We start from the raw sequence: 16,988 nt of genomic DNA on the forward strand, positions 1-16,988 counted from the left end.
CTTCGCACCGCCAGTCCATCAATACGTAACAAGTTGCAGGCTGGTACAAACCCTGTGCTCTTATGTGGCGCGCTGTACACGCTGCAGTCCCAGCACCAGGCTGACTCCCTCATCGGTATTGCGCGCAGCGATCGTTCCGCCCATCTTGGCCATATAGGTCTTGGCCACGAACAGTCCCTGGCCACGGTTGCCGTTAGCGCCCGGTTCCGGCTGGCCCGATACGCCGTATTCAAAGACTTGTTCCAGCAGGCCATCGGGGATAGGCGCCCCTGTGTTGTGGATGGTGACGGTGGCATCCGTTTCGGTAGTCTGCAATGCAAGCGTGATCGCGCTGCCGGGTGTGCGGTGGCGCTCGGCATTGCGCAGCACATGGGTCACCACGTCCTCCAGCGCGTACTCCTCGGCGCGCACCAGCACGGCTTCGTCGGCGCCGCCAACGTACCGTACACCCTCAATTCCGACACTGGCGGCGTTGGCGGCGACGTTGTGCAGGAAGCGGTTAATCTCCACCGTCTGCACCGCCAGTGTCGTGGACTGGAAGGCCTCGCTGGGGCTGGCGCTGCCGTACAAGACCCGCACCGCCTGCTGCATGCGATGGATGTAGCGCTGGCTGGGGTCGTCCTCGGCGCCATGCAACACCATCAGCGACTGCAGTGGCGACATGATCTCGTGGCCCACGGCGTGCCACATGTCCTTCTCCTGTTCGGCACGGATCTGCTCGCGCTCAGCGTCTTCCTTGACGCGGCGCAACAGGTCGTTGAGGCAATTGGCCAGTATGCCCAGTTCGTCGCTGCCGCGCAGGTCTGCCAGATCAAACTGGTCTAGCCCAGCCGTGGTTTTGACGGTTTTGGACAACTGTATGGAGCGATTCGTTAGCCGTGCGATGCGCCGGATGATGCCCACTTCAATCACCAACCAGGCCAGCGCAATGGCCAGCAGCATGGCTGCCACAAACCACGACAGGCGCGTGGCCACCACGCTCAGGCTCTTGTTGACGCTGCGCGCATCACCCTGCAGTTGAACCGTGTAGTTGCCCAATGGGGTGGCTACATCTTCGGCGAGCGATAGGGGGGCGTCATAGCTATCCACCGGCAGGCGGCGGATCAGACGCGTCAGCAACGGCGATGACTCGGCCGTAGCCGCCTCGCTGCCGGCCAGGTGGACCAGCTCCGCGCCGGCGGTTTGGCCGCTTCTACGGATGCTCAGTGCCTCGCCGGGCAGCAACTGGGTGCGCAGGTCCCCTAGTGAGAACGGGGCAACTGCCCCTTCAGCATTGCTGTCGAATAGGGCCAAGCTGTCCCCTGGCGGCAGCACTTCGACCCGCACCTGCATGTCGTTCAGATCGGCTGGCGGCCAGACTGGCTTTTCCTTTTGAAATAAAGCGTCGCGCAGCACATCGACCGGCAGACGTAGCGAGAAGAACGATTTCTTCTCGCAGCCATTGGCCTGTGCGGCGTCGTTGGGCGTAGCGTCGTTGAGACAGTTTGCACCTTGCCAGACCCAACCACGGAAGTCGCGCACAGTGCGGGCGTTGGTGTAGTCGCGCCCGCCGGTGTCCATATAGCCGGTGAATCGTCCGCGCAAGCCCTCACGCTGCGGATTGCCGGACTGGGCCGGCGTCTCGAACGGTGCAATCCAGCGGTAGGTCTGGCCGCGCATTTTGACTTCTACCCGTATGCGGTGGGCCGTGTCCAGGTACTTGTCGCCTATGGCGTGCGGCACCAGCGCCGTACTGGCAAAGGTGCCGGCGGCATAGATGAATCCTCCCGCCCATGGGTTGCTGCCTATGGCCACGCACAGGCTACCGTAATGCGGGTACTGCACCAGGCAGCCCGTCATCTCCACCGCGTTACGCACCTTGCTCTGGTCGTCGAAGTCAATGGCCGAGAACGGCAGTACCACCGGGTGCAGCGGCGTAGTTGGTGTGCTGGGGTCTGCCGGGTTAAGCAGCGCTAGTTGCCCGGTGGGATGGCGCAACTGGGCCGCGATCTGCTCCTTGGTCTTGGCAAAACTTTGCTGGTAGTTGTCATAACTACGCTGCTTTTCTTCTTGCAAAACATAGACCGTCATCACCAGCGTAGCTAATGCCAATAGCAGGAAAGCGGTGCGGAACAGCACTCGTAGCCGGAACGATGCCAGCCACGCTAGGGATGCATCGAATGGGGAGGCTATGGAGCCACTCACTTGCGCACCTGCCCTATATCGTCAGACCAGCGAAAGCCACGCATGGGGATGTTCTCAATCCGTTCAAAGTTTTCGTCCAGCTCGCGAAACGCTTCACGAATGGTGCTGATATGTTTGCGGATGTTGTCGCGGTTGCGGCCACTTTTGACCACTTCAAACAGCTCGTCATACGACACTACCTGACCCCGTTTCTGGTACAGCGCTGCCAGGATGCGTTGGGCCGTCAGCGGCAAATTGATGCGTTTGCCGCGCCATAGCGCACTGCGTTGGCGCAGTGGGTCTATGGACAGTTCGTCGCTGGCGGGTGCGGCAGTGGGCGCCGGGTCACGCTCCTTGGCCGCGCGCAATATTTCCAGGAAGGTGTCGACAAAATCGCTCTCTTCAAACGTAGTTTTTTGCAGATAGTCCCAGGCGTCCAATGCCTTCATGATGCTGCGGTAGATGGCGGCCGGCATGGCGGACACCACCAGCACCGGCGTGCCTTTGCGGCTCTTGTTGATGGCGTTGATGATGGCAATGCCGGCGTTGCGCTCACGTCCCAGTTCAATGTCCAGCACCACGACGTCATAGGTCTCGCGGGCGATGGCTGCCTCGGCATCGTCGCGGCTGAACCAGTTGTCCACCTGGATGCCGGGGCGCGCGGCCTGTATCCATGCCGTGAGTTGCTGGCTGGTGGGGATGTCATCTTCGATGACGGCGACCTTGAACATGGATGTTTCCTTGGGGCTTGTCGGGTTGCGACGCGGGAGTATCGCCCCGAGTATCCGCTGTCCGCATGGCCGCTGCGATTGGTCGGTGTGAGTGTTTCTTCACGCCCGGTGAGCAGACTTACCCCGGGCCGCCATTGTTTGCTCGTGGGGTCTGCGCGCACGATTGCACCCATCCCAACCACAACCCAGGAAGCCACCATGTCAGACCGTTTCAACCACATTGCCAGAGCGATTGCCACCCAGTTTCGCCGCATCACTCGGCGCTCGGCCAGCCAGGTGGGGGCGTTGTCTCGCAACACCGCTGCCCGCATGCCAGGGCGCGCCAGCCTGATCGCACTGGGGCTGCTGGCAGCCGGCGGCTATGCCATTTACACCCACCCTCCGATGCAGAGCATTGCCCGCGGCGAGATGGGCATGCGTTTGAACCAGTTGACCGGATCATCGAGCGAAGTGCGCGATGGTGCGGTGCTGATCATCCCCGGCCTGCACGAGCTGCGCCGCTTCTCGCTGCGTGACCAGGTCTACCGCCCCACGGCCAACGCCAGCGCCAGCGGCCAGGCACCTTTCCAGTCGGTAGAAGGTTTGTCGATTGGCGTCGATATTTCGGTGCGTTATGCGCTGGACGCCAACAAGATTGCCGCCATGGCCCGTGATCTGCCCGAAGACATCAACCGCGAAATTGTCGAACCCGTGGTGCAAGGTGTGCTTTACAAAACATTGGCTCGCTATACGGTTCGCGAGATCTTCTCCAGCAAACGCGCCGAGATCCAACAGTTGATAGAAGCCGAACTGAAACCCCGTCTGGCCAAGGACGGCATCAAGCTGGAAGCCGTGACCATGGGCAAGGTCGATCTCCCACGGGATTACAAGGCGGGTATGGAGAATCTGCTGGCCGAAGAACTGGCTACTGAGAAGATGCGCTACACGCTGGAGCTGAAAGAGAAGCAAGTCAAGCAAACCGAGCTGGAAGCCCAGGCCGACAAGGTGCGCCGCGAAACGTCCGCCCAGGCCGCCGGTGAAGAGCAGATCATCGCCGCGAAGGCCCAGGCCGAGGCCATGAAGCATGTGCTGCCCTTCAAGCAAAAACAGATCGAACAACGTGCGCTGGAAGCCGAGGCCGAAAAGGTCTCACGCATCAAGACCGCCGAAGGCACAGCCCAGGCCCGCCGCATTGAAGCCTCGGGCGAAGCCGATTCGCGCAAGAACCTGGCCGACGCCGAAGCCTACCGCCAGGACCGCATCGGCAAGATCACCAGCGAACAGTTGGCACGTGACGGTGCATTGATATCGAAGAACCCACTGCTGATCCAGAAGACCATGGCCGACAAGTTGTCGGACAAGATCACCGTCATCATCGCGCCGACCCCGTCTGATGGTGGTTTCATAGGCTCCGCGTTGTTGGGTGCGGGCAAACCAAACACCGCACAAACCGTTCGTACCACCCAAGCGCCAGAGGCGAATGCAGAGACTGCCCAGGCCGACCAAGACACGACCGAAGGCGGTAAATAACATGATCGCCGCATCCCTATTGGTCATTGCCATCGTCACCCAAGACCAGTCTTCTTTGCGTTCGGCACCGCGCGATTCCGCACCCCAACAGGCCGTGCTGGCCCAGGGCGATAGCCTGGAGATACGCGGCCAGAAGGGTGATTACCTGCAGGTCTATGACCACCGCCGTGAACGCGCTGGCTTTATCCGCGCAACCCAGGTGCGCAGCCAGTCGCTGAAACCAGAGGCAGCGCCGGAGCTGTTGTCGGTCGTGCGCTTTCTGCGCGACACGCCGGGGTCCGAGTCCCTGGGCATTGGTTACGCCGCCGCCTACCTGCGCGCGGCTCCCGCAGAGGCGATCAATGGCGAAGCGTTTGACGCACTGGGTGCCATGGCCGAGAGGCTGGCGCGCCGCGCGTCCGCCCGCCAAGGCAAGCCAGGCGGCGACGCATTGGCCGCACATCTGGAAGTGGCCGCGGCCTACGGCGTGGAGATGCTGAGTTTTGAGCGCGACGGCCAGGTTCAGCTTTGCTACAACGGAGACGCGCACCGCCGCGTGCTGGCACTACCGGCGACCGACAGCCAGAAGGCGCTGGCTGCCTTGGCGCTGACCAAGCACGAATGCGTGGCGCCGAATCTGAATCCGATCGAGCGCTTTGCGCAAGACAACTGGCGCGCCGACGTGTTGGACCGCGTGGAGATGCGCGACCTGCCCGAAGTGCTGAAGAACCGCATGCACTTGCGCAGGGCGGGCGTATGGGCAAGCCTGGCCTTTCAGCGTGCACGGCGCAGCGAATTTGCGCCCGCCACCGTGCAGGCGGCGGCGGCCCGTGCTCTGCAAGAGTTGGCTGCGGTGAATAAAACCGAACTGGCGGAGGCAGACGCTGCCGCCTATAGCGATGCTGCCATTCGTGTCGGTGCCTCGCGTTGGGGTGCAGAGCCGGCCTTGTCGGATGGTGCTTCCGGCAGCGTGGCACAGCCCATCACCAAGCTGTCGGTACGCCTGAGCACCGGCCAGCCTGGCGAAACCTGTGTGCACGTGGTGGATGCCAAGCACGACACCAAGGACCCGCTGTTCACCCGCTGCACCTATGGTGTGGTCTGGGCCGCGTCCGCCACGGTCAACCGCCAAGGCACTGCGCTGGCACTGGCCGTGCAGCCACTCGACACGTGGCGCGAGATGTGGGTGTTCCAGCAAAGCCCCAAGGGTTGGGGCGTGGACGTATTGCCCCCGGCCTTGGACAATCCCAACCTGGGGTACGTGGAATTTGCCGGCTGGGTGCCGGGTACGACCCAGATGCTGGCGGCGCGTGAAGCCAAGATCGACGGCCGCTACAAGACCAGCTTTGAAGTGCTGCGCACCGCAAACCTGGAAGTGGAGAAGCAGGCTGACCAGCCGAAAAACCTCAGCACGTTTTACCGTTGGCAAGACCCGGCTTGGAAGGGGCAAACGGTGAGTTTGCGGTAGGCGCTCTCGACGCCGAAGTTACATGTGGTGTAGTTGACGCTGCCAGTAAGTCGACAGATGTGCGAAACAGCGCGTTTTCAATGCTGCGTTTGGAACGCGCTGCGGTATTTGACGAATCCACGCTTCTGCGAACCCGCAAACCCCGCATGCGCAAAGAAACGGTGGGCTTCTTCTCGGCCGATGGAACTCAGCAACATGATTTTTGAGCAGTCGCCGGCCAGGCAGAACGCTTCTATGTGTGAAAGCAACGCCGAACCCACGCCTTTGCCACGTAGTTTGTCGTTGACCACGATGTTTTCGACAACGGCGAAAGGCTGCGTGCCAAACATGACGTCGGCGCACAGCGAGACCATTGCCGTGCCTTCGACTTCGCCCATTTGCTCGCAAACAAACAGGCCCGTGTTGGGGTCTTTGGATAGCGCGGCGATCCGTTGCGACAATACGTTTACAGCAGGATGCGTGACCAGCTGGCGATACAGCTCAGCGATCCGTTGGGCGTCGCTGGGCAGTGCGCTCCGCACCAGAAGCCTTGTGTGCGATCCGTTCATGCCAGTCGCGATTTATCCCCTTTGGAGCGCCACTTCTGCAGTGAAATGGCGTCACCAGAAACCGGATCTTGTACCAACAACCGCTTGCCGTTGTTCGCCTCCACATAGAAGGTATGCCACAACTCAAGGCGTTCGGGCCGGTTGGCGTACACCGATACGGTCCAGTAGCAACGGCCCTCTAGCCGTTCCTGCTTGTCAAAGGACTCGCCAAATGCAACCGGGAACGCGTGGGTGCGGGACCAAGTGGTCAGCTCGGGAAGATTACGGACCGATTCGAGGGCGTGCGCGTAGCCGGGCGAATTCAAAGCCTCAGCGTTGCAACTGCCGGCCGCATGGCTGGCACCACTGACGCAGCACAGCAAATTCCAGCACATGGCGTACATCAGAGCGTGGGGGTTTCGCATGGTGTGTCTCCTTTCATTCACCCAGTTATAGCCGTTGCAACAGGGGTGCAAGACTCGGCCAGGCAAAGCACAACTCGGGCACGCAGTTGCCATCGGGGGCGTCCCACACAGATTGCTGGACCGCGGTGGCGCCCATGCGCCCGTAGAAGCCTTGTGCTGCAGTATTGCCCTGCAATACCCACAGGTGCAAGCTGTCAGAAGATTGTGTCTGTGCGCACCACCCGGCGATATGAGCCACCAACTGCGCGCCGATGCCTGTACCTTTTAGTCCCGGCGAAACATGCAAGTTTTCCAACAAGCTGCCCCATTGGGCATCGTAGTCCCCGAACGCACAGGCCAGTCCAGCGATGGACTCACCCATTTCGGCAACCACAATGGTTTGGTTGCCGGCAGGCGTGTTGAACCTCTCCTCCCACAATGCCATGCGATCCGCAAGCAGATCGCCGTCGAGGTAGGCGTCGCTGAGTACGCCCCGGTAGGCTGTACGCCAGCTCAGCACATGCAGTTGGGCAATGCGGCCGAGGTCGGATGGTTGTGCTTTACGTATTCGCATAGAGGCGGTAACTTTATTCGACATTGGCGTTCACCGACCCAGTTTGCAACAAGCCCTACCGATTGGCATCCATCAGTGCGCATGGCTTTTGACATGGGCTGGAGACGGATCAGAAACACATTGCACCCATCTCGGCGCACGCTTGCGTGCAAGCGTGTTTGCATCATCCTCGTGCGGATACACGTATTGGGCCAGCAGTTTCCCGTCAGCGATGGCGCGGCGCTCAAAGTGTTCGAGATAGCTGCCGTGCACCGTTGTTTGTGAGTAGGCCACCTCTGCGGAATTTGGGAGAAAGCACCAGTTAAACATTGCAAGTTTGACACCGTCAAAGCTGTGCAACTGCCCAGTCGCATCCAGCACAACTAGGCCCAGGGGGACGGGGTAAGACGTACAGCAGTTGGGGTACAGCGCAAGCCAGCCGATGTATTTTCCGTCAGCGGAAATCTGAGGTTCACTGAAACCGACCTGATCTGCGTACTGTGGTGCCGGCGCGCGCGTGCCGTCCGACGATTGAATGTGCAAGGCGGTTCGATCGTCCGACAGCGCAAATGACTGAAAAATCCCAGCAAAGGCCAGGCTCTGTAAGAACCAGAGCACCAGAAGTACTACGCTCTTCTTCATAAATGCCACCGTGCTCTGCTGTGATTTAGTTAAACAGCGCGGCAATCAGCAGCCCCATAGCCGTGATCTGCGTATTACGCTTGGCGATCGCATCTACGGTTGATTTGCCTGTTCCAGTGAGCGACGCACATGCCCAGCGCCATGCGTAAAAAGCTAAAGATGCAATGGCTCCGGCAAGAAGCACACTAGCGTCCTGCAACGCACTGCTCGCAAAGCCGGCCATCGCCAGCAGCAAGATCGAACCCACCAATATGCCGCCGGAGACCGCATGCGGAACAAAGCTTTGGCCATGGCAGGTGCTGCAGCGCGCCGGGCGAAACTGGCTGGCTCTCCACTTCGCCCAGGTGCCGATGGTGGCGTTGCCGCAGTGGGGGCACTTGTTCATGGACGGATTATGCGCGCCGCCAACCCCTGCGCGCATGCGAACCCGCTGGCCCATGCCCATTGGAAGTTGTAGCCGCCCAGCCACCCGGTTACGTCTACTACCTCACCAATGAAATAGAGGCCGGGTTGTTGGGTGGCCTCCATGGTTTGGGACGACAGGGCGCGGGTGTCCACGCCACCGGCGGTCACCTCGGCTTTTTTGTAGCCTTCGGTGCCGATGGGGCCCAGTTCCCACTGGCTCAGGCGCTCGGCCAACGCGGTAAGCGCTTTATCCGATGCCTCGTTGATAGGGCGTGCCCAGTTGTGGCCCAGCGCAGCGCCTTGGGCCACCCAAGTGTCGGCCAGGCGGGACGGCACGAGGGTTGCCAGCTCGTTGGCGATCAGTTTGCGCGATGTTGTGGCCTTGGCGTGGCTCAGGCGCTCGGCGATGTTGGTGTCGGGCGCGAGATTCAGGCGGATCGGCGTGCCGGGCTGCCAGTAGCTGGAGATCTGCAGCACGCCAGGCCCGCTCAGGCCGCGGTGCGTGAACAGCAGGTCCTCCATGAAGCTGACCTTCTCCTTCTTGCTGCCCGTTTCAATCTTGACTGGCAATGACAAGCCGGAGAGCTGTGCAAATGGCGCCCAGGCCGCCTCGTCAAATGTCAGTGGTACCAGCGCCGGGCGCGGCGTCACCTGGGGCAGACCAAACTGTTTGGCCACGCGGTAGCCAAAATCGGTGGCGCCCATCTTAGGAATGGACAGGCCGCCGGTGGCGACGACGATGGCCCCGCAGTGGACAGTCCCACGGGCACTATCAATTTCATAGCTGCTTACGCTAGTCCCACGAGGGCTAGAGGCGGAAAAGCGTATGGAAGTCACGGCGCACGGCTGCCAGCGCGTGACGTTGCCAGATGCCGTGCATTCGGCCAGCAGCATCTGGATGATGTCATCAGCCGAGTGGTCGCAAAACAGCTGGCCCTTGTGCTTCTCGTGGAAGGCGATGCCGTGTTTTTCCACCAGTGCAATGAAGTCGCGCGACGGGTAGCGCGATAGCGCCGAGCGGCAGAAACGCGGGTTGTCGCTGATGAAGTTGTTGGGCCCCACGTCGCGGTTCGTGAAGTTGCAGCGCCCACCGCCCGAAATACGGATCTTGTCCGCCACCTTTTCGCTATGGTCCACCACCAGCACCTTCAGGCCGAGTTGGCCGGCGACCCCGGCGCAAAACAGACCGGCCGCGCCCGCGCCCACAATGACAACGTCAAAACTATGCATGGGTTTCTGGTGCCGACCGGCCTCCTGTGTTTTGGGGAGTGGCTAGTGTAGGGCGGGGGTTGCGTAAGCGAAGAGATGCTACTATAGTGATATCACTTTGATTTCACTTTCATCGGTTTGAATCGGTCAAAGCAGCTCCAGCCCCATGGTTGGAGCAACACTTTAGGGGAATGACATGGTGGATAAAAAAGCGTCTGACGAATATGTAGCGACAACGGCCAATGGATTTGTGGCGGTGTTGGGGGGCTTGGGGTTGCTAGGGCTGGCCGCGGTTCTGGTCACCCGCGCGCCCGGTTTGACAACCCTGGTACTGGCAGGAATCGCCGTGGTAGCCGGGTTGTGGTTTTTGTCGGGTCTGTACACGCTGAACCCCAACCAGGCGGCAGTGCTCAAGTTGTTTGGCAGCTACCGCGGTACCGACCGCAACGAAGGCCTGCGCTGGGCCAACCCGTTTCTGAGCCGCAGCAAGGTCTCGACCCGGGCGCGCAACTTCAACAGCGAAAAGCTCAAGGTCAATGATCTGCGCGGCAACCCGATCGAAATCGCCGCGGCCATCGTCTGGCGCGTCAGCGATACGGCACGGGCCAGCTTTGACGTTGAAGATTTCGAGTCCTACGTGTTCACGCAGGCCGAGGCAGCAGTGCGGCACTTGGCATCCACCTACGCCTACGACAACCTGGATGACACGGCCGGAGCAGTGCACAAAGAGGTCACGCTGCGCTCCGGCGGAGAGCAGGTGGGCGAAGCCTTGGTGGATGAGTTGCAGGAGCGCTTTTCGCTGGCCGGTGTCGTCGTCGTGGATGCCAAACTGACGCACCTGGCCTACGCGCCCGAGATCGCCGGCGCCATGCTGCGCCGCCAGCAGGCCCAGGCCATCATTGCGGCGCGCAGTTTGATCGTGCAGGGGGCAGTGGGCATGGTGGAGCTAGCCCTGACTGGCCTGCAGGAGCGCGGCCTCGTGGCTCTGGACGACGAACGCAAGGCTGCGATGGTGACCAATCTGTTGGTGGTACTGTGCTCGGACCACGACGCCCAGCCCGTGGTCAATACCGGAACCTTGTACAACTGAGGCTGTAGTCACCCGGTTGTTTGTAGACTTCCATCCTCCATGGCCAGTCCCGATAAGAAATCGTTCGCGTTGCGCATAGACCCCGTGCTATGGGCGCAGATCGAGCGCCTGGCCGCGGCGGAATTGCGCAGTGTGAATGCGCAGGTGGAGTACCTGCTTCGGGAGGCCGTTCGGGCGCGCGTGGGTGGGCAAACTCCGGGGGCAAAGCCCAACGGCGAGGACGACAGCAGCAGTTCGTAGGAGTCTGGGCGGCAAAGCGTTTTGCTCCGTGTCCCCCGCCCGCTACGCGGTCTCCTCCTTTACCTGCGCAAAACGCTTTGCCGCCCAGACCCCTAGTGCGCTTCTTCTTCCCGGGTCATGCAGCCCGGTGTTTCAGTGGCAGTTGGCCAGCCTCCAGGCCCGAAGCCAGCAGACCTTGCAGCACATCACCGATGACGATCACGCTGGGACTGGCCAGTTGCTCGCGGGCAATGGTCGACTCCAGCTCAGCCAATGTGCACACCGCCTGGCGCTGGGCAGGCAGGCTGGCGTTCTGGATGACGGCCACCGGCGTGTCGCCCGGCAATCCGTGCATCAATTCACTTTGGATGGTCGCCGCACCGCTGACACCCATGTAGACCACCAGCGTCAGCTTGGCCTGGCGTGCGGTGTTGGCCAATGCGCGCCAGTCGGTACCGGCTGAGCCTGGCTTGGCGTGGCCGGTGACAAACACCACGCCATGCGCGTACTCGCGGTGCGTCAGTGGCACGCCCAGTGACGACACAGCGGCAATACCTGCCGTGATCCCGTTGATGACGCTGATGCGTATGCCAGCGGCTTGCAGGGCTTCCATCTCTTCACCGCCACGGCCGAAGATGAACGGGTCGCCGCCCTTGAGGCGCACGACGTTTTCACCTTCGAGCGCGGCCGTGATCATCAGCTTCTCGATAAAGGACTGGGGTGTCGATTTGCAACCGCCGCGTTTGCCCACGTAGACGATGCGAGCGGTCGGCTGTGCAAACGCGACGATGGCCTCGTTCACCAGGTCATCGACCAGTACCACGGTGGCCTGCTGGATGGCCTTCAGCGCTTTGATCGTCAGCAGCTCGGGGTCGCCAGGGCCAGCGCCCACCAGGGTGACGTGGCCGCGTGCGCTGGAGCTGGATAAATCGTGTTTCGTTATCGTCATAGTAAATCCACCAGATGCAATATATGGGCCACTTGCTGTGCAATCGGCGTCGGCACGGGCAGGGCGCCGTCCATCACACTGCGGATATAGGCGGCGGTGCTGGCGGCGTCCAGGCCCGGTGGCAGATCGGGCAGGCGGGTCAGTGTGCCGTCCTGGTGGTCCTGGCGGTCGACGATCTGGCCGTTGATGAAACCTTGCATCTTGGGCGTGCGCCGGGGGTCGGCCACGGCCTCGCCCTCGGTGCCGCGCAGCAGCAGCGCGTTGCCGTTCACCACGGTCAATGTTTCGGCCATCGACACCGCGTATTCGGGATGCGTGTAGCTGCTGACCAGCAGGCTCCTGCCTTCGACCGGGCTCATCAGCTTGACCAGGCTGTGCGCAGGATTGCGCAGGCCGACCACGCGGCGCACATCCAGCAGGCGCTGCAGGCCGCCGTGCAGCAGCGCAGTAGGAACAAAGGTCACCGTGCCCGGTGCTATGGATTCAATAGCTTCCTGCGCAGGAATGGCGAGGGCTAGCAGCACTTCTGACGTATAGACACGGCGTGATTCGGTGGCCGTGCCGTGCACCAGCACCGGCAGACCTTCGCGGGCCAGCAGTAGCGCCAGCAGCGGGGTCAGCACCGGCAGCTTGCGCGCACCGTTGTAGCTGGGGATGACGACGGTGGGGCGTGTGGTGCTGGCCGGCAGGCGGTGCAGGCGCTGGTGGGTGGCGTCCAGAAAACCCGCCATCTCTTGCGCGGTCTCGCCCTTGATGCGCATCGCCAGGCAGAAGGCGCCCACTTCCAGATCGGTCACCGCGCCGTCGAGCACCTGGCCAAACAGATCGGCTGCCTGCTCACGGCTCAGTGGCCGGGCGCCCTGGCTGCCGCGGCCAATTTCTTTGATGTAGTGTGCGATGCCCATGCTGTCATTGTAAGAACTTGAACTTGCCTTCAAGCCGCCCGGTGGCGCGTTGTCGCTGCACTTGGACTATGGCTGCAGCGCAGGGTTGCGCGCAGGCATGGCCATACGCACGATGCGTTTGACTTCCGGGAGACACGATCCGCAATTCGTACCGCACTTCAACGCAGCCTGTAGCTGGCCCAGTCGCTGGTCTTCGTTGCCTTTGCACTGGGCCAGTTGTGTGGATATATCAGCATCGGTCACATTGAAGCAGGTGCAGATCTGTTTACCGCGTGACTGCACTGCCACTGGCGGCTTGGCGCCCGGCACCAGAAGCATGCGCCCATAGGCCTGGGCAGGCAGCTCGTCTTGCAGCAGGGTCTTGATCCAGCTTTGTGCGCTGGTGTCACCGGCCAGCAGGAATGCGTTGAGCCGGGTTTCACCCTTGCCATCACCCGCGCCTGTTGCGGGCACCAGTTGCACGGCACGACGCTGGCCGCGCTTTTTGTCGGCATAGCGCAGCACATGCGCGCCGTCCATGCCCAGCAGCGCCTCGATACGGGCTACGACGGCGTCATCCGGCGTCTCGTACGCAGCGGCGCGGAACAGCAGCCCGCTGCGCTCGCGGCCAAAAGGCGTGCAGCTGGCGAATGCAAACTGACCCATCAATTCCTTCAGCGCCTCGCGGGCCTGCAGTGCCACATCGTCAGGCAGCCAGGCAATGCCCAACAGCGACCACGGCAGTTCGGCCTTCAGCACCTTTATGGCGGCGTGTTTGAACTCGGGTTGTTTGGACGTGGGGCAGTAAGCCGGGTTGGTCAGCGCGTTGACGCCTGCCAGCCGTTCGCCGCTGTTGCTGGCACCACTCAAAAACTCTTCGCCCCAGTGCATGGCCATAAAGGTTTGCTGCGGTGCCAACGAGGCGCTGGCAACCGCCGGCACGACGATGGAGCCGCGTTTGCCGGTCACATGCACCAGATCACCGTCTTTGAGTTGGCGGCGTTCCATGTCTTGCGCGTTCATCTCAATGCATGGCTCGGCCACGTGGCCGAACAGGCGGCCCAGCGTGCCGGTGCGGCTCATGCCGTGCCACTGGTCACGCAGGCGGCCAGTCGTCAGCGATAGCGGGTAGCGGACCTCGCGTGGCTCGGCCACGGGTTTGTATTCGGTGTTGGCGAACCTGGCTTTGCCATCTGCAGTGGGGAAGATGCCGTCTTCGTACAAGCGGGTTTTGCCGGTGGCTTCGCCGGCGAGCAGCGGCCATTGCTGCGGACCACGGGCGTCCAGCATCGCGTAGGACATGCCGGTGATGTCCAAGTCCTGGCCGCGGGTGGATTCGCGGTGCTCGTTCCACACCGATTCGGGCGTAGGGTAGGGGAAGAGCGTGGGTTTGGATGGCGACAGCAGGGCTTCGAGCCGCTGGGCAAAGTCCACGGCGATGGACCAATCGTGGCGTGGTCCGTTGTCCAGTGGCCCTGGCGCCGGCACGGCGGCGCGCACGCGGCTGATGCGGCGTTCGCTGTTGGTGACCGTGCCTTCCTTCTCGCCCCAGGTGGTGGCGGGCAGCAGCAGGTCGGCGTAGCGCGCGGTGGCTGTGGTGGAGAAGGCTTCCTGCACGATGACCAGTTCACAGCGCTCCAGAGCGCGGCGCACGGTGGCCTGGTCCGGCATGCTCTGGGCCGGGTTGGTGCAGGCGATCCACAGCGCCTTTATCTCGCCATCGGCCGCGGCCTGGAACATGTCCACCGCCGTCTTGCCAGGCTTGTCGGGTACCGATGGCACGCCCCACAGCGCGGCCACTTCGGCGCGGTGCGCGGGGTTGGCCATGTCGCGGTGGGCGCTGATCAGATTGGCAAGGCCACCCACCTCGCGCCCGCCCATGGCATTGGGCTGGCCGGTCAGCGAGAACGGGCCGGCGCCGGGCTTGCCGATCTGGCCCGTGGCCAGGTGCAGGTTGATCAGCGCAGCGTTCTTGGCCGTGCCGCTGCTGGATTGGTTGAGGCCCTGGCAGTACAGGCTCAGTGTGGGCGTGCGGAGTGCGCCGCCACTTTGCACACCTGCAAACAGCCGTGTGGCCTGCAGCAGCGCCTCTTTGCTGATGCCACAGGCTTGGGCCACCGTGTCGGGTGTGTAGTCGCGCACCGTGGCCTTCAGCGCGTCGAAGCCGGAGGTGTGCTGATCTATGAACGCCTGGTCCAGCCAACCCTCCCACGCCATGACGTGCAGCATGCCGTTGAACAGCATGACATCGGTACCGGGCTGTATCGCCAGATGCAGATCGGCGATGCTGGCCGTGTCGGTAGCGCGCGGGTCGCAGACGATGATCTTCAGCCGCGGGTTGGCCTTTTTGGCATCCTCGATGCGCCGGAACAGGATGGGGTGCGCAAACGCTGTGTTGGAGCCGGTGATAAAGATGCACTGCGCGTGGTTGACATCGTCATAGCAAGCCGGCGGTGCATCGGCCCCCAGCGTCTGCTTGTAGCCAGCCACGGCGCTGCTCATGCACAGGCGCGAGTTGGTGTCGATGTTGTTGGTGCCTATCAGGCCCTTGGCCAGCTTGTTGAAGACGTAATAGTCTTCAGTCAGCAACTGGCCCGACACGTAGAAGCCCACGGCGTCCGGTCCATGCTCGCGGATGGTGCGGGCAAAGGCTTCGCTGGCACGGTTCAGGGCCGCATCCCAGCTGATGGGCTGCGGTGCGGCGTTGCGTTGCAGGCGCTGCATGGGTTGCAGCAGGCGTGTTTGCATTGTCACCGCGGCGCTGGCCGTCAGGTGCAGTGTGGAACCCTTGGTGCACAGCCGCCCGAAGTTGGCCGGGTGGTCCGGGTCGCCGCGCACGCCGGTGATCTGGCTGCCCGTTGATTCAATGATGACGCCACACCCCACCCCACAGTAGGGACAGGTCGATTTGGTTTCTAGGGTGACCGTCATGGGTGCTGCGGATGGCGCTGTGGCTGTTGCTTAAGCGGGTTGCCTAGGCAGATTGAGCTTCGGCGTTGGCCAGGCGACCGTTTTTGGGACCTGCTATGGGACGCGTCTGGTCAAGCGCGTGGCCAGCCAGCTCGGCCGTCTTCAGCGAGACCTGGCCGTCCACCACCTGCACCGCAAACTTCGGCGTGCAACCTTCGTCGGGCGCAGATGCCTGGCCATCGCACAGGCCGATGGTCCAGTTGTGCAGCGGGCAGGCCACGCTGGTGCCAAACACAATGCCCTGGCTCAAGGGGCCGCCTTTGTGCGGGCAACGGTCCAGTAGCGCAAATACCTCACCCGCATCGTTGCGGAACACCGCCACGTCCAGGCCCCGGCTGCGGGCTACGCGGCGCGCGCCCAGCACGGGGATGTCTTCGACTTGGCAAATTGGGGTCCACTCGTTCATTTTGCTATTCCTTTTATAGCTGCTTACGCACGGCCCGCGAGGGCTGCAGCCTGGTTTCTCATATGGTTTAGGTCTTCAGTGCCGAATACATGTCGGTCACCCGGTCCATTACTGACAGCAGGTTCTCGCTGGCCATGAAGATCTCGCTCAGGGCGCGGGTGGAGCCCGCGTCTGCGGCTGCGCTGCGTTTCAGCGCCGCGTCAAAGAACACCCATTGGCCCTCGGCCAGTTGCAATTGTTCCTGGATGGGTGATGTGGATTGCGGCGCATTGCGTAAAAAGGCCAAGGCGGTTACAAATTCGCCGCGCGCCTTGTTGATCTCCGCGGCGGCTACTGGCTCCTCCACCGGCAGGCGGGCGGCCAGGTAGTACATAGCCATGCGCTGGCTCAGCATGCGCTGCCGCCCGGCAACGTTGACCAGCTTGCCATTAGGTTTGCCCTGGGCTGCTTCAAACTGCTGCGTGCCCTGGTGGGCCAGCGCCAGCACGCTAGCGTTGAGCTGCAGCATGATGGCCGCGCTGTCGCGCGAGGGAGCGTTGCCGACCAGCGCCGCCTTGTAGCTGCTCCACGACGCCTCCAGTTTGCTGTAGGTGGCTGCAATGTCGCTGGACGCGGCGAAAGCCTTGAGTTCCACCAACTGACGGTCAAACAGCGCCAGCGATTTGTCCAGCACCTGCTGGGCCATGGGCTTCTCGACTCCGTGGACGAGCGCCAGCCAGGCCTTGCCCATGCGCTGGCTCAGCATGCGCTGGCGGCCGGCCTTGTTGATGGCGTCGCCCATGTCGTGCACCTGCGCCTGGGCGCTGAGCAGTGGCAGGCCCGCGCCGGCCAGCAGCAGGGTTCTGCGCGTGAACAGTGTGGGATTCATGGCGTGCACTCT

Annotated in this window: 17 protein-coding genes; 4 read left to right on the top strand and 13 right to left on the bottom strand. The window is 62.3% G+C overall.

Features of this window, described 5'->3' with window-relative positions; all coding sequences use genetic code 11:
• Positions 1–60: 60 nt before the first annotated feature.
• Positions 61–2,070, bottom strand: coding sequence for a sensor histidine kinase (locus AC097P_RS10235; RefSeq protein ID WP_479610439.1), 2,010 nt, complete (start codon positions 2,068–2,070; stop codon positions 61–63).
• Positions 2,071–2,180: 110 nt separating this feature from the next.
• Positions 2,181–2,894 (bottom strand): response regulator transcription factor, encoded by a 714-nt coding sequence (locus AC097P_RS10240; RefSeq protein ID WP_479610288.1) that lies wholly within the window; start codon positions 2,892–2,894, stop codon positions 2,181–2,183.
• 198 nt (positions 2,895–3,092) lie between these two features.
• Between AC097P_RS10240 and AC097P_RS10245 the strand changes: the two genes are divergently transcribed.
• Together AC097P_RS10245 and AC097P_RS10250 are read left to right on the top strand one after the other, a co-directional pair.
• Positions 3,093–4,403, top strand: a complete 1,311-nt coding sequence (locus AC097P_RS10245) for a prohibitin family protein (protein ID WP_479610289.1) — start codon at positions 3,093–3,095, stop codon at positions 4,401–4,403.
• Position 4,404: 1 nt separating this feature from the next.
• Positions 4,405–5,850: an SH3 domain-containing protein gene (locus tag AC097P_RS10250; protein ID WP_479610290.1), complete on the top strand. Its 1,446-nt coding sequence runs from the start codon at positions 4,405–4,407 to the stop codon at positions 5,848–5,850.
• Positions 5,851–5,927: 77 nt separating this feature from the next.
• Here AC097P_RS10250 and AC097P_RS10255 read toward each other — a convergent pair whose 3' ends face one another.
• From AC097P_RS10255 to AC097P_RS10280, 6 genes are all read right to left on the bottom strand, one after another.
• Positions 5,928–6,398: an N-acetyltransferase family protein gene (locus tag AC097P_RS10255; protein WP_479610291.1), complete on the bottom strand. Its 471-nt coding sequence runs from the start codon at positions 6,396–6,398 to the stop codon at positions 5,928–5,930.
• A complete protein-coding gene (locus tag AC097P_RS10260) occupies positions 6,395–6,802 on the bottom strand; it encodes a hypothetical protein (RefSeq protein ID WP_479610292.1) in 408 nt (135 codons plus the stop codon). The genes AC097P_RS10255 and AC097P_RS10260 overlap by 4 nt, the downstream gene beginning before the upstream one ends.
• A gap of 25 nt (positions 6,803–6,827) precedes the next feature.
• The gene (locus tag AC097P_RS10265) at positions 6,828–7,355 is read right to left on the bottom strand and encodes an N-acetyltransferase family protein (protein WP_479610293.1); all 528 of its coding nucleotides are present in this window, start codon (positions 7,353–7,355) and stop codon (positions 6,828–6,830) included.
• A 72-nt stretch (positions 7,356–7,427) separates the two neighbouring features.
• Entirely contained in the window at positions 7,428–7,976 is a 549-nt protein-coding gene (locus AC097P_RS10270; RefSeq protein ID WP_479610294.1) for a hypothetical protein, read from the bottom strand.
• 25 nt (positions 7,977–8,001) lie between these two features.
• A complete protein-coding gene (locus AC097P_RS10275; RefSeq protein ID WP_479610295.1) occupies positions 8,002–8,361 on the bottom strand; it encodes a hypothetical protein in 360 nt (119 codons plus the stop codon).
• A complete protein-coding gene (locus AC097P_RS10280) occupies positions 8,358–9,611 on the bottom strand; it encodes a BaiN/RdsA family NAD(P)/FAD-dependent oxidoreductase (protein WP_479610296.1) in 1,254 nt (417 codons plus the stop codon). The genes AC097P_RS10275 and AC097P_RS10280 overlap by 4 nt, the downstream gene beginning before the upstream one ends.
• A gap of 175 nt (positions 9,612–9,786) precedes the next feature.
• On the opposite strand from AC097P_RS10280, the gene AC097P_RS10285 reads away from it, so the two are divergent.
• Both AC097P_RS10285 and AC097P_RS10290 read left to right on the top strand, forming a co-directional pair.
• On the top strand, positions 9,787–10,680 hold the full coding sequence (locus AC097P_RS10285) for an SPFH domain-containing protein (protein ID WP_479610297.1): 894 nt from the start codon (positions 9,787–9,789) through the stop codon (positions 10,678–10,680).
• Between the two features lie 39 nt (positions 10,681–10,719).
• The gene (locus AC097P_RS10290) at positions 10,720–10,920 is read left to right on the top strand and encodes a type II toxin-antitoxin system antitoxin (protein ID WP_479610298.1); all 201 of its coding nucleotides are present in this window, start codon (positions 10,720–10,722) and stop codon (positions 10,918–10,920) included.
• 115 nt (positions 10,921–11,035) lie between these two features.
• On the opposite strand, the gene cobA is transcribed toward AC097P_RS10290, so the two are convergent.
• The 5 genes from cobA to AC097P_RS10315 form a co-directional block, all read right to left on the bottom strand.
• Entirely contained in the window at positions 11,036–11,848 is an 813-nt protein-coding gene (gene cobA / locus AC097P_RS10295) for a uroporphyrinogen-III C-methyltransferase (RefSeq protein WP_479610299.1), read from the bottom strand.
• Positions 11,845–12,753, bottom strand: coding sequence for a DNA-binding protein YbiB (ybiB, locus tag AC097P_RS10300; protein WP_479610300.1), 909 nt, complete (start codon positions 12,751–12,753; stop codon positions 11,845–11,847). Before ybiB ends, cobA begins: the two co-directional genes overlap by 4 nt.
• 66 nt (positions 12,754–12,819) lie before the next feature.
• The gene (locus AC097P_RS10305) at positions 12,820–15,663 is read right to left on the bottom strand and encodes a molybdopterin-dependent oxidoreductase (protein WP_479610301.1); all 2,844 of its coding nucleotides are present in this window, start codon (positions 15,661–15,663) and stop codon (positions 12,820–12,822) included.
• A gap of 43 nt (positions 15,664–15,706) precedes the next feature.
• Positions 15,707–16,108 (bottom strand): nitrite reductase small subunit NirD, encoded by a 402-nt coding sequence (gene nirD, locus AC097P_RS10310; protein ID WP_479610302.1) that lies wholly within the window; start codon positions 16,106–16,108, stop codon positions 15,707–15,709.
• Positions 16,109–16,175: 67 nt separating this feature from the next.
• Positions 16,176–16,976, bottom strand: coding sequence for a type IV pili methyl-accepting chemotaxis transducer N-terminal domain-containing protein (locus AC097P_RS10315; RefSeq protein WP_479610303.1), 801 nt, complete (start codon positions 16,974–16,976; stop codon positions 16,176–16,178).
• Between the last annotated feature and the right edge of the window lie 12 nt (positions 16,977–16,988).

The sequence above is a fragment of the Rhodoferax sp. ZS1R8 genome (assembly GCF_056521325.1).

What these genes read in the sequence shown, in the direction of transcription:
- AC097P_RS10235 (WP_479610439.1), bottom strand. Translation starts at nt 2,070, where the DNA reads ATGACGGTCTATGTTTTGCAAGAAGAAAAGCAGCGTAGTTATGACAAC.
- AC097P_RS10240 (WP_479610288.1), bottom strand. Translation starts at nt 2,894, where the DNA reads ATGTTCAAGGTCGCCGTCATCGAAGATGACATCCCCACCAGCCAGCAA.
- AC097P_RS10245 (WP_479610289.1), top strand. Translation starts at nt 3,093, where the DNA reads ATGTCAGACCGTTTCAACCACATTGCCAGAGCGATTGCCACCCAGTTT.
- AC097P_RS10250 (WP_479610290.1), top strand. Translation starts at nt 4,405, where the DNA reads ATGATCGCCGCATCCCTATTGGTCATTGCCATCGTCACCCAAGACCAG.
- AC097P_RS10255 (WP_479610291.1), bottom strand. Translation starts at nt 6,398, where the DNA reads ATGAACGGATCGCACACAAGGCTTCTGGTGCGGAGCGCACTGCCCAGC.
- AC097P_RS10260 (WP_479610292.1), bottom strand. Translation starts at nt 6,802, where the DNA reads ATGCGAAACCCCCACGCTCTGATGTACGCCATGTGCTGGAATTTGCTG.
- AC097P_RS10265 (WP_479610293.1), bottom strand. Translation starts at nt 7,355, where the DNA reads ATGCGAATACGTAAAGCACAACCATCCGACCTCGGCCGCATTGCCCAA.
- AC097P_RS10270 (WP_479610294.1), bottom strand. Translation starts at nt 7,976, where the DNA reads ATGAAGAAGAGCGTAGTACTTCTGGTGCTCTGGTTCTTACAGAGCCTG.
- AC097P_RS10275 (WP_479610295.1), bottom strand. Translation starts at nt 8,361, where the DNA reads ATGAACAAGTGCCCCCACTGCGGCAACGCCACCATCGGCACCTGGGCG.
- AC097P_RS10280 (WP_479610296.1), bottom strand. Translation starts at nt 9,611, where the DNA reads ATGCATAGTTTTGACGTTGTCATTGTGGGCGCGGGCGCGGCCGGTCTG.
- AC097P_RS10285 (WP_479610297.1), top strand. Translation starts at nt 9,787, where the DNA reads ATGGTGGATAAAAAAGCGTCTGACGAATATGTAGCGACAACGGCCAAT.
- AC097P_RS10290 (WP_479610298.1), top strand. Translation starts at nt 10,720, where the DNA reads ATGGCCAGTCCCGATAAGAAATCGTTCGCGTTGCGCATAGACCCCGTG.
- cobA (WP_479610299.1), bottom strand. Translation starts at nt 11,848, where the DNA reads ATGACGATAACGAAACACGATTTATCCAGCTCCAGCGCACGCGGCCAC.
- ybiB (WP_479610300.1), bottom strand. Translation starts at nt 12,753, where the DNA reads ATGGGCATCGCACACTACATCAAAGAAATTGGCCGCGGCAGCCAGGGC.
- AC097P_RS10305 (WP_479610301.1), bottom strand. Translation starts at nt 15,663, where the DNA reads ATGACGGTCACCCTAGAAACCAAATCGACCTGTCCCTACTGTGGGGTG.
- nirD (WP_479610302.1), bottom strand. Translation starts at nt 16,108, where the DNA reads ATGAACGAGTGGACCCCAATTTGCCAAGTCGAAGACATCCCCGTGCTG.
- AC097P_RS10315 (WP_479610303.1), bottom strand. Translation starts at nt 16,976, where the DNA reads ATGAATCCCACACTGTTCACGCGCAGAACCCTGCTGCTGGCCGGCGCG.